The organism is Martelella sp. FOR1707 (assembly GCF_053484265.1).
In genome coordinates this window covers 93,424-106,626 of the sequence record NZ_JBAKFP010000002.1, presented here as the reverse complement: position 1 = coordinate 106,626, position 13,203 = coordinate 93,424, and the positions used below count along the sequence as shown (strand labels likewise).

Genomic DNA, 13,203 nt, shown 5'->3' with positions numbered 1-13,203 from the left:
TTCAACCTCCTCATTTTTGAATCTTGATGGGTTCCAAGTCTTCAGGCGTCGTATCGCCCCGTTCCGCCTCGTCGGCGGATGCGTGGAGCGTCTCGATAGGATTTCGAACCGTCTGGTTCACATTGAGCTGGAAAACATCGAACCGGTTATAGTGGCCGATGATGTCGTGCATCTGCTTGGGCTGAATGCACTTGCCGAGGTCGATCTCGGCATAGACAATCCCCTCGTCGTCGATCAGGCCATCCCCGATCACGCGGCCGTCCGGGCCGATGACGCCCGAAAACGCGCTGGACTTGCGCTCCAGCAATGCCCGCGCGTCAGGCCGGATCTTTTCCATTTCGGTGATGATCTCATCCGAAATGGTCGAGGTGGATATGATTGTGAATACCTTGCCCTCGAAACTGTGCGACTGACCGCGCAGCTTGATCGCCTCCGCCATATCGTAATCCGGCGGCGCGACGGGTAGCGAAATGTAGCTTGCGGCATGCACCAGCTCGCCCTGCGCAAGCAGGGTAAAGCGCGCCAGCGTATTGGTGTTTTCACCGCAGGCGAGACCGCCGAGTGGACCGATCTCGGTGGCGTAAACCTTGAGGCTGGATCCATCGCCGCCGGTCCAGGTCAGCTTTTCCGCCCAGGTCGGCACCAGCTTGCGGTGCTTGCCGATGATCGCCCCGTCGGGACCGATGAACACCAGCGTGTTGTAGAGCGCGCCAAGCGATACCGGGCTGCGCTCGTTCACGCCCAGGATGACATAGACCCCATGGGAACGGGCCGCAGCACGCACCGTGTCGATTTCCGGTCCCGGCACGAAAACCGATGCGCGCACCAGTTTGTCGAACCAGGCGCTGCCGGTTACCGGATCGGTGATCCAGTTCCAGTACGGATAGCCGGGAACGAACACCTCCGGAAACACGATCAGGCGCGCGCCGTTGCCGGCGGCCTCCGCGATCAGATCCGCAGCCTTCTCCACCGTCGCGGCGGCGTCGAGATAGACCGGGCTTGCCTGCACGGCGGCTGCCTTGAATTTGGGAAAATCATGTATTGGAAGCATTCAACCGTTCCCTTGCATGCCAAGAATTTGCATCTGAGATGCGTCTGAGCGCCGAGCTTGCCACGAAGGCCTGCCATGGCAGGCAACTCCTTTACCAAGCCAGGACCGGCATCGACCTATATCATTGATATCGCTTTACTTATTCAGGACATCGCAACCCGGAAAAGCGATAGGTCTCGCCACAAATTCATCTCTTATGACAAGGTATTTTACATATAAAATTAAATTTGGCTACCCTTTTATTTCCTGAAAACCGCGCTGGGCGTTGGGTTATCGGAACACGCCTGTCGCTTCCGTGGTCATGCCGAAGCGGCTGCATTCGCGACCATGCAAAGGGCACCGCTGGCGAGCTACAGGCAAAAACCCGTTGACATATTTTACATATAAAATTATTTTCGGCGCACACTTTTTGGAGACTTTGATGGCCGAACGCTCATTTGCGAAAGAAGTACAGGACCTCAAGCTTGGAGAGGGCGACGTTTTCCGCGGCGAAGGCATTCTGGCGATTACGAAGGCCCTTCTGCAGTCCGGCATTTCCTATGTCGGCGGCTATCCTGGCTCGCCGATCTCTCACCTTATGGACGTTCTGGCCGACGCCGACGAAATCCTCGAGGAACTGGGCGTCAACTTCCAGAGCATGGCCAACGAGGCGACTGCAGCGGCGATGCTTTCCGCATCGGTGATGTATCCGTTGCGCGGCGCGGTGGCTTGGAAGTCGACGGTCGGCACCAATGTCGCATCGGACGCGCTTGCCAACCTCGCCTCGGGCGGCGTTACCGGCGGTGCGATGGTTATCGTCGGCGAGGATTATGGCGAAGGTTCCTCGATCATGCAGGAGCGCACCCACGCCTTTGCGATGAAATCGCAGATGTGGCTGCTCGACCCGCGCCCGGACCAGGAATGCATCGTCAACCTGATCGAAAAAGGCTTCGAACTCTCCGAGGAGTCCAACACGCCGGTTCTGCTGCAGGTGCGCGTGCGCTCCTGTCACATGCATGGCAGCTTCGTGTGCAAGGACAATGTGCGCCCGGAATTCACGCTTGCCGACGCGATGAACAACCCGAAGCGCGATCTCGACCGGATCGTTCTGCCGCCGGCGGCATATGAGCACGAGCAGGAGAAGATCAAGCGCCGGATGCCCGCCGCGATCGAGTTCATCGAAAAGCACAAACTCAATGAATTCTTCGGCGACAAGGCCGACAGCAAGACCGGCATCATCGTTCAGGGCGGCACCTATAACAGCACGATCCGCGCCCTGCAGTTCCTCGGCCTCGCCGACGCTTACGGCGACACCAGGGTCCCGATCTACGTGATGAACGTCGCCTACCCCACCATCGTTTCGGAAGTCGAAAGATTCTGCGAGGGGCTTGAGTCCGTTCTGGTGATCGAGGAAGGCCAGCCGGAATATATCGAGCAGTCGATTTCCACCACCCTCGCCCGCGTGCGCTCGACGACCACGGTGCACGGCAAGGATTACCTGCCGATGGGCGGGGACTATACCGCGCAGGTGCTTACCGACGGGCTGCAACGCTATTTCGAGGATCATGAGTCCACTCGCCTCGGCAACCGCCCGCCTGTGCCAAGCGCCGAGCCGACGCTTGCCCTGCCGGAAGTGGCGAAGCTCAAGGAAGTGGTGCCGTCGCGTCCGCCCGGTCTTTGCACCGGCTGTCCCGAGCGGCCGATCTTCACGGCGATGAAGCTGGTTCACGAGGAAATCGGCGAGCATCACGTCTCGGCCGATATCGGCTGTCACCTGTTCTCGATCCTGCCGCCTTTCAACCTTGGCGCCACAACGATGGGCTACGGCCTCGGCGGGGCCTCGTCAGCGGCCTTCAACGTCAAGGGCGCAAAGCGCTCAATCTCGATCATGGGCGACGGCGGTTTCTGGCACAACGGCTTGACTAGCGGCATCGGCAATGCCGTCTTCAACAAGCATGACGGCGTCTTTCTGATCATCGACAATTTCTATTCTTCCGCCACGGGCGGGCAGGACATCCTGTCGTCGCGCGCCTTCAACAAGCGGCGCAACACCAACAACAGCATCGTCAAGGCGGTCAAGGGCATCGGCGTGGAATGGGTGCGTGAGATCGATCGCACCTATGACGTCAACAAGATGCGCGATGTCCTCAAGGAGGCGCTGACAACATCGTTCGAGGGGCCGAAGGTGATCGTCGCCTCGTCCGAGTGCATGCTCAACAAGCAGCGCCGCGTGAAGCCTCAGGTCAGGAAGGCCATCAGCGACGGCAAGCGAACGGTTACGGCGCGGTTCGGCGTCGATGAGGACGTGTGCACCGGCGATCACGCCTGCATCCGGCTTTCGGGCTGTCCGTCGCTCTCGGTGAAACAGCTCGACGACCCGCTGCGCGACGATCCGGTGGCCGCGATCGACAACACCTGCGTCGCCTGCGGCAATTGCGGCGAAGTGGCGGATGCGGCCGTTCTCTGTCCGAGCTTCTACCGCGCGGACGTCATCAACAACCCATCGAAGTGGGACCGGTTTTCCAACAGGATTTCGATGAGCATCATCGGCTTCCTGCAGAACACCCGCGAACGTTTCGCCGTTAGCTTCGAGGCCTGACACCGACATGAGAGACGACACTGTAAAACTGAGCCTTGCTCCCGCGGGCGAGGCCACCGAACGGCCTATATCCATCGCAATCGTGGCAATGGGCGGCCAGGGCGGCGGCGTGCTGACGGGCTGGATCGTCGAGCTGGCGGAAAGCCAGGGCTGGATCGGTCAGTCCACGTCGGTGCCGGGCGTGGCCCAGCGGACCGGCGCGACGATCTACTATGTCGAGATGATGAAGGCACGGGAAAACGGCCGGCACCCGATCCTGGCGCAGATGCCGACGCCGGGCGATGTCGATGTGGTGATCGCATCCGAGTTCATGGAGGCCGGACGCTCGATCCTGCGCGGCCTGGTGACGCCCGACCGCACCACCTTGATCGCGTCGAGCCATCGCGCGCTGGCGGTGACCGAGAAGATGCCGCCCGGCATGGGCGTCGCGAACAGCAGTTCGGTCGACGAGGCCGTCGGCGTCACCGCCAGACAGAAGATCATTTTCGACATGAATGAACTGGCGGTGCGCAACGGCAGCGTCATCTCCGCATCGATGTTCGGCAGCCTTGCCGCATCGGGCGCCCTGCCCTTCGCGCGGGAGGCCTATCACGAGGTCATTCGCAAGGGCGGCAAGGGCGTGGAGGCAAGCATCAGGGCGTTCGACGCCGCCTATGACCGCACCCTCAAGGGACGGGACCCGGTTGAAGAATCCACGGGAGACAGCACGCCGGCGCCGGTTCCCGCCAAACTGGCATCGCGCAAGGCCAACCGTCTTCTGCAGCGGCTCAGGTCCGAACTGCCCGAAGCCGCCCACGCAATGGCGTTCGCCGGTCTCCAGAAGGTAGTGGCATTCCAGGATGTCGCCTATGGCGACGAGTATCTCGATCTGCTGGCGGATATTTACACGGCAGACCGGCAGGTGGGCGGGGACGGCCATGACTGGCTGTTCACCAGCGAAGCCGCCAAATATCTCGCCAACGCCATGGCCTATGACGATCTGATGCGGGTGGCGGACCTGAAGACCCGCAAGGCGCGCAAGGCCAGGATCGCCAGCGAACTCAGGGTCAAGGACAATCAGATTCTCAAGACGACCGAATTCATGCATCCGCGCATGGAAGAGGTCTCGTCCGCGCTGCCGGCCGGCTTTGCCCGCTGGCTCAGGTCGCGCAAGGGATTTTACGCCTGGCTCGACCGGCGCGTCGACAAGGGCCGGCATGTGAATACCTACTCCCTGCGCTGGTTTGTCGCGCTCTACATCGTGGCGCGCTGGAAGCGCATGCGGCGGGTCTCGTTGCGACACGCTACAGAGGTGGCGCATCGCGACGAATGGCTGACCAACGCAAAGCGCGGCCTGACTGCGAATTACGATCTCGGGGTTGAAATGCTGCGCTTCCGCCGGCTGATCAAGGGATATTCCGACACGCATGTGCGTGGACACGCCAAGTTCGACAAGGTTATGAACACCACACTACGGCTGCTCGATCGCGACGATGCGGCTCAGTGGGCGCGCCTGCTATTGCTTGCCGCTGTCAAGGATCCCGAACAAAAATCTCTCAATGAGACCATACAAACGATTGAAACACATCTATGAATGACCAGAACACAGCGCGCCAGCAAGGCTTTCCCTCCCCCATCAACGCCGAGGCGATACCGCCGTCGTGCTGGTCGTTCAAGGTAACGATCCGGCATGGCCACTGCGATCCCGCAGGCATCGTCTACACGCCCAAATTCTTCGATTTATTCAATCACGCCATCGAAGGCTGGTTCATCGAGGTTCTGGGAATCGACTATTACCATGTCATAGGCGAGCGCCGGACGGGCCTCGGCTATGTGACCGCATCGGCCGATTTCTTCACGCCCTGCATGATGGGCGACAAGATCGAGATTTTCGTGCGCGTCGTTCGGGTGGGCAGCAAATCCTACACATTGATGCTGCATGCGATGAAAGACGGCCATGAAGCGTTGCGCGGACATTTCACCACCGTCACGACTTCGCTCGATCACCACAAGTCCATCGTTATTCCGGCGGATATCAAGGCGGCAATAGTTGCCTATTCTGGAAAATGGTGTCAGTAGATGCTTCCTCTATCGGTGCGATCGAGGGAGGCTTGCGACGATGATTGATGGTCTGGAACACGAGAGCAATACATCCCCGGAAGCAAATCTCTCCCGTCGGCAAAAGGCGGAGACCCGATTCTGGCTTCAGATCCTTAATGTCCATCACCTCATCTATAATGACTTGAACGCGCGCCTGATCAACGAGGCGGGATTGAGCATCGCCAAGTTCGATGTGATGGCGCAACTCTATCGCTACCCCGAGGGAATTTCGATGGGCGCGCTTTCCAAAAAGCTGAAGGTGACGAACGGAAACGTCTCCGGCCTCGTCACCCGGCTGGAAGCGGACGGCTATGTCAGGCGTTCGGTCGAACCCAACGATCGGCGTTCCTTCAGAGCTTCGATCACGCCCGAGGGCAAAACGGTATTCGAAAACGCGGTGGCAAAACACCAGACCGAGATCAGCAAGAAGCTCTCCGGCATCGATCTGCATGCTATTGAGGAAATGACCGTAAGCCTGAAACAGATTACTGATCAAATGAGAAGCGCCGGAGACGCGGACACGTCCGGCTGAAGCTCCAGAAGCCACGCCAGGAGAGGCCCGTCCGCCCGGGGGCCGGCTGCTTTTGCCGGCTCGCGGCCACATCCCACTAGACAGCACCAGTAAGCATCACATCCAGCTCACGTCATCCCTCCGCTTTTTCACCCCATCGTGACTTTCGATTGATGTGCGTTGGCGCTAGATTGCCTTCCAGTTCAGCGGGCGCTGTCCCCGACGATCAAGGTTTTGAGCGGTGTTTAAACAGACTATCATATTGAGTGCCTGCCTTGCCGCTTTCTCGCTTGCGGGTGCTGAGGCGGGCGAAATCAAAAGCCCGCTTGGCGTGGTGGAACTGTTCACCTCGCAGGGCTGCTCGTCCTGCCCGCCCGCCGACAAGGCCGCGGCGGCGCTTGCCGACGAGGGCGATGTGATCGTGCTCAGCTACCATGTCGATTACTGGAACTATCTCGGCTGGACCGATACGATGAGCAGTCCGGAAAACACCAAGCGGCAGTATGATTACAGCGCCGCGATGGGCCGTTCCGGGGTCTACACGCCGCAGGCCGTGGTCAACGGCCGGGCCGAGATGGTCGGAACCAGCTTGGACAAGCTGCGCGGAACGATTGCCGATCTCAAATCCGATGACAAGGGCCTGACGGTGCCCGTCAGCCTGCGCAAATCCGGCGATGAGGTGATCATCGATATCGGCAGCGGCAAGGGCAAGGCCGATGTGCTGGTGGTCTATTTCAAGAGCCGCGAACAGGTCGCGATCAAGGACGGTGAGAACGAGGGCCGGACCATCGATTACCGCAATATCGTTACCGACGTTCAGACGGTAGGCATGTGGCACGGCGAGGCCACCAAGGTGACGCTGCCGGCGCGCGTGCTGGAACCGCGCGAGAGCGATGGCTGCGCGATCCTGCTGCAGGCCACCGACGCAGACGGCAACCCCGGCGCAATTTTCGGCGCGACGATGGTGACCGCGGACTGAGCAGCCCTCCGTCCCAAAAGCCGGAAAAGCCGCCGCTCCAGCACTTTCCGCCCGCTTCAGTGCGAAAAATTAACAACTTCTTTACCATGTTGCGCGAATCCTTGTCCCAGGATTTTTGATGCGGTTCTGCGCGCCGGGGGATGTGCGCGCAGCCGCCAACATTTCGGGGCAGCGGTATGGCGCAAGCGCGGATGGCACAGGAGAGGGTAGAGGCAAGACCCGGTCTCAACGCGCTCAGCCAGACGATCGAAGGCCTCGAGGCTCGTCTTTCCGAAATGATGGAAGCCCGCGCCGCCGGCCTCTCGCCCCGCGGTCCGGCCAGGTCGCCGGATTATCGCGACCGCGCGCCGCGCGAGCGCCGCCTGCCGGCAGAACCCGCCAATGCCCGTCTTGATGCGGAACTGCGCGACATCTCCCGCACGCTCAAGGACCTGCGCCAGTCCGTGCGCGACGATTTCACCGCGAGCCTCAGGGACGAGCTCGCCGGCCTTCACACCATGCTCTCCCAGATCGAGCGCCAGACCGATACCCGCGATATCGATGACGACACCCGCAGCGAGCTGCTCCGGATTTCCGAGGGCGTCGACTGGCTGTTGAGCAACGCGGCCGCCGATGACGACAGCCGGCTGATGGCCGAGTTCGATCATCTGCAATCGCTGCTGCGCGGCCTTGCCGATGCCAAGAGCGTGGCCCGGCTGGAAAGCCGTTTCGACAATCTCGAACGCCAGATCGCGCCCTTCGATCCGGCCAGGCTCGATCTCGAACTGACGGCGCTGGCGCGCGGACTGGACGATGTGCGACGCTTTCTCGAAAACGATGATAGCGGCCACAGTCTTCAGGAAATCGAAGCCCGGATGGCGGGGCTTGCCGAAGCCATGGAGGTGCTGTGCGCGCGCATTCCCGCTTCTAGCGACCGGCTTGACGGCCAGATGCATGCAATCGAGCGCCGGATCGACGATATCGACCGCAATCTTGAGCGGATCGGCCGCCGCCAGAGCGAAACCACGCGCGACCCGGCGGTGGAGCGGCTGGAATCCCGTCTTGGCGATCTTTCAAACGCCGTTGCCGCCGTCGACTGGCAGATGCGCGACCAGAGCACCAAGCAGGCGACGCTTCTGGAAAACCTCGACGCGGTTGCCCGCCGCATTGAAAGCCATAACAGCGCCGATGCCCATACCAGGCTCGAGGCCCGCATCGAAGCGCTCGCGGGCTCGGTCGAGCGGATCGGCAACGAGCGCAATACGCTCGGCAAGGTGGTCGCCACGCTTTCCGACAAGGTTGGCGAGATCGACCTCACAAGCGTTGAGCGCCGGCTGGCCGCGAAGCTGGACGGCGTTGGCGCGGGCGGACTGAGCGAGGCCGATCGCCGCGAGATCAAGGACCAGATCGGCCATCTGGCGAGCCTGATCGAGACCCGCGATCCCCGCGCGATCGAGGATGCGGTCAACCGGCTCAACGACAATATCGCCGGGCTCGACCTCAAGGGCGCCGAACGCCGCCTGGCGCAGAAGATCGAAACCGCCGGCTCGGATGGGTTCAGCGCCCATGACCGGCGCGAGCTGAAGAGCCAGCTTTCAAACCTTGCAACGCTGATCGAGAACAGGCGCGGCATCGAGCCGGCGGCCCTCGAAGACGCCGTCTCGCGCATCAACGGCAAGATCGGCCAGATCGACTTTTCCGCCGCCGAGCGCCGGCTCGCAGCCCAGATTTCCGCCATGCCGGTCGCAGGCGCGGACCCCGAGCTGCGCCAGAAGATCGAGGCCAATCTTGTGGCCGAAAGCCGGGTGGCCGAGCGTCTTGACGCCCTCGACATCGCCGGCCTTGAGGAACGGTTGTCGCGCAAGATCGCCGCCGTGGAGCAGAACAGCGCGGAAAGCCGCCTCTCGGCACAACTGACGGCGCTTGCCAACCGGCTGGAAGAAAGCCGCCGCGACAAGAGCGGTCCCGAACTGCAGAAGCTCGAGCGCCAGATCGCAGAACTCACCACGCTGATGAACCGGCCGGAACCGAAACTGCCGATCGGCGAGCTTGAGGAGCGGATCGGCGCGCGCATCGAGGCGCTTTCGGCCAGCAATGACGATCTGGTGATCGAGGCCGCCCAGCATGCGGCGGAAGAAGCGCTGAAGAATTTCGAGGCCGGCCGCAAGGGCGAGACCGACGAACATATCGAAATCATCAAGGGTCTCGCCTCCGATCTGAAGGCGCTCCGGGTCCCGGCGAACGCCGATCAGGACAAGGCGAGCGCCGGTCTTCATGACACATTGAAGACGATCGCGAGCCGGCTCGATGCCATGCCCGGCGTCAAATCCCCCGAGGCCCCGGAGACTGCTGAAGCGCCGGCAACGCGCGAGAAGCCGCAACCGCGAGTTCAGCCGTCTTCGCCGCTTGGCCCGCCGCCGTTCGAAACCCGTTTCAATGCCGGTTCTTCCGCCGCGAAACCGGAGGAGAACGGTAGTCAGGACGTTCTGGATATCCTTTCGCGGGTGCGCGCGGGACAGAAGAAGGACGCGATGCCGAGTCTCGGCCCCGTGCTGCCGGTGCATGAACGCCCGGCGGCGGAAAGCCGGAAAGGCGCGCGCTCCAAGCCCGCCGGCGTCATCAGCGAAGGTCTCGGCCCGCGCCCGCCGCGCGCCGACCTGATCGCCGCGGCACGCCGCGCGGTCCACACGGCGGCCGAGGAAACCGGCGAAACGGAACAGACCGAGGCGGCCGAGCCGCCGAAGGACAGGTTCTCCCGCCGCCCGGTCTATCTCGCGGGCGGCGCAATCCTGCTCGCGATCATGGCCTATCCGCTGTTGACCGGCATGGGCCGCGACCGCGACGCCATCCTCCAGGCGGCGCAGTCGCTCGACGCCGCCACGATCAGGCGGGAAGCGCCGGCGCCCGCGCCGGTCAAGGTCAGCAACGCCGCCCCGGCCACGATCGATCTCACCATGACGCCGGTGGTGAAGAACAACTTCGCCGCCGAAGCGCCCGATGAGGTCGCAAGCCCGCCGGTGCGCGCCTTCAGCATGATCGAAACCGACAATGTGGTGACCGGCAGCATCGAGCCCGATACGGCTGCGGACGCCGCCACCTCGTCACCCGTGGCGGCAAAGCTCAAGAAGGCGGCTGCCGCGCTTGAAGACAAGACGGAAGAAGCGGTGGAGACCGCTGCCGTCACCACACGCGATGTACTCGACGTTCTGAACGCGCCGGCAAAGGCTGCGCCGAAAACCGCCGAAGCGGAAACGCCGATTGCCAGCGCGCCCCCGGCAGAAGCCCCGACCCGGCAGGCCGAAGCCGCAGCAAAGGCCGATGACACCGGTTTCCGGCCGATCACGGCTGACCTGCCGGCCGGCCTCGAGACCAAGCTTCTCGCTGACGCGGCCAAGGCCGGCGATCCGGCAGCGCTCTACGAGATCGGCCTGCGCTACCTCGACGGTCTCGGCTTCAAGCAGGATCTTTCAAAAGCCGCCTTCTGGTTCGAACTGGCGGCCGAGCGCGGCTCCGCGCCCGCCGCATTTCAGCTCGGCAGCCTCTACGAGAAGGGCACCGGGGTTGACGAGAACGCCGGCAAGGCCGTGTCGCTTTATCGCGAAGCCGCCGAGAAGGGCAATGTCAGCGCCATGCACAACCTCGCCGTCATGCTCGCCAATGGCGCGGACGGCGGCAAGCCCGATTTTGCCGAAGCCGCCGAATGGTTCCAGAAGGCCGCCGATCACGGCGTCGCCGACAGCCAGTTCAATCTCGCCATCCTGCATGCCCGCGGCGCCGGCGCCGATGCCGATCTGGTACAGTCCTACAAATGGTTCGCCGTCGCCGCCAGGGAAGGCGATGCCGAGGCCGCCAAACGCCGCGATGAAGTGGCCGAAGCGCTCGGCGACGCCGATCTCAGCCGTGCGAAGCAGCTTGCCGAGGCGTGGAAGGCCGAACCGCTCGATGAATCCGCCAATCGCCTGACAAGCCCGAAGGAATGGACCCCGGCCGATCTCGTCGCCGCCAGCGCGCCCGTCGACAAGGAGACCGTGGTGCGCGATATCCAGACCATCCTCAACAAGAATGGCTACGATGCCGGCCCCGCTGACGGCGTGCTCGGCGCGAAGACCGATGCCGCGATCAAGGCATTCCAGAAGGCAAATGGCTTTGCCGCCGACGGTGCGATCACGCCCGAACTGGTAAAGGCATTGCTGGCCCGCAACAGCGCCTGAAAAGAATTGCAATATCACGGCTTTGCGAATTGACTTGCAGGGCTTTGAGTCGCAGAAAGAAAGCATACTTAAGAAGGCTGGATTCAACATCCGGCCCAAATGCTATTGGGGACACGCGTGTCGATCTACCTGCCGATTGCCGAACTTTCGGTCAATATTTTCGTGATACTCGGCATGGGCGCGGCAGTGGGTTTCTTATCGGGCATGTTCGGCGTCGGCGGCGGGTTTCTGATCACGCCGCTTTTGATTTTCTACCAGATCCCTCCCGTGGTGGCGGTCGCGACCGGCGCAAGCCAGGTGGTGGCCTCCTCGGTCTCCGGCACGCTCACCCATTTCCGGCGCGGCACGCTGGACATGAAGCTCGGCACGGTGCTGCTGACGGGCGGTATTGTCGGCGCGACCGTCGGTATCTGGCTGTTCTCGCTGTTGCGCGATCTCGGCCAGCTCGATCTGGTGATCTCGCTGCTCTACGTCGTGCTGCTGTCATCGATCGGCGGGCTGATGCTGGTGGAAAGCATCCGCGCCATCCGCCGCAGCGCCAAACAGCAATCCGTCTCCCTGCGCAAGCCCGGCCAGCACAACTGGGTCCACCGCCTGCCGTTCAAGATGCGCTTCAAGAAATCGAAGCTCTATCTCAGCGTCATTCCGGTGTTCACGCTTGGCGGCATGATCGGCGTGCTCACCTCATCGCTCGGCATCGGCGGCGGCTTCATCATGGTGCCGGCGATGATCTATCTCCTGCGCATTCCGACCAATATCGTGGTCGGCACGTCGCTGTTCCAGATCATCTTCGTCTCCGCCTACACCACCGTGATACAGGCAACCACCAACTATTCGGTCGACATCGTGCTCGCCACCATCCTGATGCTGTCGAGCGTCATCGGCGCGCAATATGGCGTGCGCGTCGGCCAGAAGCTCAAGGGGGAGCAGTTGCGCGCGCTGCTGGCGATCCTGATCCTTGCCGTCGGCGTCCGCCTTGCCTTCGGTCTGGTCGTCACGCCAAGCGATGTGTTCTCGGTCGTCTTCGAGGGAGCGCCGCAATGATCCGCAACCTCCTCCTCGCCGTGCTTCTGTTTCCCGCCGCAGCCCTTGCCCAGGTGCCGCAGCAGGAGACGCTCGAAATCGGCACCTCGACCAACCAGATCGCGATCACCTCCGATTTCTCCGGCGCCGACCTGACAGTGTTCGGCGCGATCAACGATGCCGATCCGATCCTGCTCTCCAAGGGCGCCTACGACATCGTGGTGATCCTGGAAGGCCCCAAGGCCGAGGCCGATGTGCGCCGCAAGGAACGCGTCTTCGGCATCTGGGTCAACCGCGAGACGGTGACCTTCGAGCATGTGCCGCGCTCCTACTCGATTTCGAGCACGCGCCCGCTGGATGAGGTCACCACGCCGCAGGCGCTGAATTCGGCCGGCATCGGCGTTTCGCATCTGCGGATCTCGCCCGTCGGCTATTTCGGCGATGCCAGCGACGTCGCCACCTTCCGCGAGGCAATGCTGCGGCTGAACGCCACGGACGCGCTTTACGACAGCGAGCCGGACGGGGTGTCCTTCGTGTCGAACAGCCTTTTCCGGGCAAGCCTCAGGCTTTCGGTGAACATTCCCCAGGGCACCCACACGGTGCGCGCCTACCTGTTCAAGAACGGCCGCCAGATCGCCACAGAAACCCTGCCGCTGAAGGTCGTGAAGACCGGGCTCGAGGCCCGGCTCACAGTCGCCGCGCATGAGTATCCGCTGTTCTACGGCCTCGGCGCGGTGGCCATCGCGCTGTTTTCGGGCTGGTTCGCCAGCGTTATCTTCCGCAAGAGCTGAG

9 protein-coding genes are annotated in these 13,203 nt (G+C 62.4%); 8 read left to right on the top strand and 1 reads right to left on the bottom strand.

Annotation, left to right across the window (positions count from 1 at the left end; translation table 11 throughout):
- Positions 1–10 precede the first annotated feature (10 nt).
- Entirely contained in the window at positions 11–1,051 is a 1,041-nt protein-coding gene (locus tag V6765_RS04380; protein ID WP_448426790.1) for a carbon-nitrogen hydrolase family protein, read from the bottom strand.
- 421 nt (positions 1,052–1,472) lie between these two features.
- Between V6765_RS04380 and V6765_RS04375 the strand changes: the two genes are divergently transcribed.
- The 8 genes from V6765_RS04375 (at position 1,473) to V6765_RS04340 (ending at position 13,202) form a co-directional block, all read left to right on the top strand.
- Positions 1,473–3,629, top strand: a complete 2,157-nt coding sequence (locus V6765_RS04375; RefSeq protein WP_448426788.1) for a thiamine pyrophosphate-dependent enzyme — start codon at positions 1,473–1,475, stop codon at positions 3,627–3,629.
- Positions 3,630–3,636: 7 nt separating this feature from the next.
- Complete coding sequence (locus V6765_RS04370) at positions 3,637–5,202, top strand: indolepyruvate oxidoreductase subunit beta family protein (RefSeq protein WP_448426786.1); 1,566 nt, start codon at positions 3,637–3,639, stop codon at positions 5,200–5,202.
- Positions 5,199–5,687, top strand: a complete 489-nt coding sequence (locus V6765_RS04365; RefSeq protein ID WP_448426785.1) for an acyl-CoA thioesterase — start codon at positions 5,199–5,201, stop codon at positions 5,685–5,687. The genes V6765_RS04370 and V6765_RS04365 overlap by 4 nt, the downstream gene beginning before the upstream one ends.
- Positions 5,688–5,727: 40 nt before the next feature.
- Positions 5,728–6,240 (top strand): MarR family winged helix-turn-helix transcriptional regulator, encoded by a 513-nt coding sequence (locus V6765_RS04360; RefSeq protein WP_448426783.1) that lies wholly within the window; start codon positions 5,728–5,730, stop codon positions 6,238–6,240.
- 220 nt (positions 6,241–6,460) lie between these two features.
- On the top strand, positions 6,461–7,198 hold the full coding sequence (locus V6765_RS04355) for a DUF1223 domain-containing protein (protein ID WP_448426782.1): 738 nt from the start codon (positions 6,461–6,463) through the stop codon (positions 7,196–7,198).
- A 191-nt stretch (positions 7,199–7,389) separates the two neighbouring features.
- Complete coding sequence (locus tag V6765_RS04350; RefSeq protein ID WP_448426780.1) at positions 7,390–11,388, top strand: peptidoglycan-binding protein; 3,999 nt, start codon at positions 7,390–7,392, stop codon at positions 11,386–11,388.
- A 117-nt stretch (positions 11,389–11,505) separates the two neighbouring features.
- On the top strand, positions 11,506–12,432 hold the full coding sequence (locus V6765_RS04345) for a sulfite exporter TauE/SafE family protein (protein WP_448426778.1): 927 nt from the start codon (positions 11,506–11,508) through the stop codon (positions 12,430–12,432).
- On the top strand, positions 12,429–13,202 hold the full coding sequence (locus tag V6765_RS04340) for a TIGR02186 family protein (protein WP_448426776.1): 774 nt from the start codon (positions 12,429–12,431) through the stop codon (positions 13,200–13,202). The genes V6765_RS04345 and V6765_RS04340 overlap by 4 nt, the downstream gene beginning before the upstream one ends.
- Position 13,203 lies beyond the last annotated feature (1 nt).